Consider the following 538-nt stretch of genomic DNA (forward strand, 5'->3'; position numbering starts at 1 on the left):
TGTAGTCTTCCCCGGTGCGATCTTCTCCTTCACTATGCTGTAAGTATCTTGCTCGATGATTCGAAACGGAATTTGCCGCTCGGTGAAGTACCTCGGAAGCACATCCTCGGGGAACCCTGGCTGCTTTTGGTCGAGATTTACAGCAATCACGTCAAACTTGATGGGAGCCACGCTCTTGAAGTAAAGCAGCGTGTCCAACATCGTGTAGGAGTCAGCCCCACCCGACATGCAAGCCATGATCAGGTCGCCATCCTGAATCATCGTGAAGTCTTTGATTGCTCGACCTGTATGACGCCGGATTTTTTTCTGGGCACCTTGAGCGGAGTTCGACAATTCGGGCGTCTCGCGCTTCAAAAACGCCCCACTCGCCACACCGGTGGCCTGCGAATGGGAGCTGACAATGGAATCCAAATTGTTCATAGAGAAGTTCTTCCTAGGATTGGAATTGTCCTCGATGCGAGCTAGGGCCTGTTAACACAACCGCAGACCATCAGCGACGAGCACGAAGCTGATGAAGCCTAGGAACATGAGGTCGAGT

At 52.2% G+C, this 538-nt stretch carries 1 pseudogene; it reads right to left on the minus strand.

The features are described from left to right. Nucleotides 1-420: pseudogene (locus ACTIF6_RS26850) on the minus strand (tRNA 2-thiocytidine(32) synthetase TtcA); the annotation flags it as partial. Between the last annotated feature and the right edge of the window lie 118 nt (nt 421-538).

The organism is Hydrogenophaga sp. (genome assembly GCF_051860785.1).
GTDB lineage: Bacteria > Pseudomonadota > Gammaproteobacteria > Burkholderiales > Burkholderiaceae_C > Hydrogenophaga.